We start from the raw sequence: 639 nt of genomic DNA on the forward strand, positions 1-639 counted from the left end.
TCTCGGAGTTTATGCTCGATAAGAATCATCGTTATCTTTTTCGTTTTAAGCTTTTCAATAATTGTACCAAATTCTGCGCCTTCCTTTGGGCTTAACCCTGAAAAAGGCTCATCCAGTAATAGCAATTTAGGATTCGTCGCTAGAGCCATGCCGATATTTAATCTCCTTAAATCCCCTTGAGGGAGATCTTTTGCCATGTAATCCTGCTTTTCAAAAAGTCCCAGTTCTTTTAGAAGTTCTTCTCCGTTCTCAGTTACAGTAGAGACATTTTCGAGTACTGTTAGATTTTTAAAAACTCTGACGACTTGAAAAGTTCTACTCAGACCTAATCTAACTAACTCGTGAGGTTTATTTCCTACGATGCTCTTGCCATCAAATTCTATGTTTCCAAAAGTCGGTTTCATAAACCCGGATATAACGTTGAACAGCGTTGTTTTTCCGGCGCCATTTGGGCCGATAATACCTAAACACTCTTGAATTTTTACCTCGAAGCTTACATTGTATAATGCTTCAAGCTCTCCAAATTTTTTTGTCAAGTTCTCAACTTTGAGTATTAAGTTTCCCACAAACCTCTCATTTAAAATGTAAATTATTTAAATATTGTCTAGACTTGAACGTGACGGAATTTTCAATCCAAGG

1 protein-coding gene is annotated in these 639 nt (G+C 36.9%); it reads right to left on the bottom strand.

Annotation, left to right across the window (positions count from 1 at the left end; genetic code table 11):
- A partial coding sequence (locus QXJ75_03425; GenBank protein ID MEM3737123.1) for an ATP-binding cassette domain-containing protein occupies positions 1-566 on the bottom strand: 566 nt, incomplete at its 3' end.
- Positions 567-639: the final 73 nt, after the last annotated feature.

The sequence above is a fragment of the Candidatus Bathyarchaeia archaeon genome (assembly GCA_038883335.1).
In the GTDB taxonomy this organism is placed as follows: Archaea; Thermoproteota; Bathyarchaeia; order Hecatellales; family Hecatellaceae; genus JAVZMI01.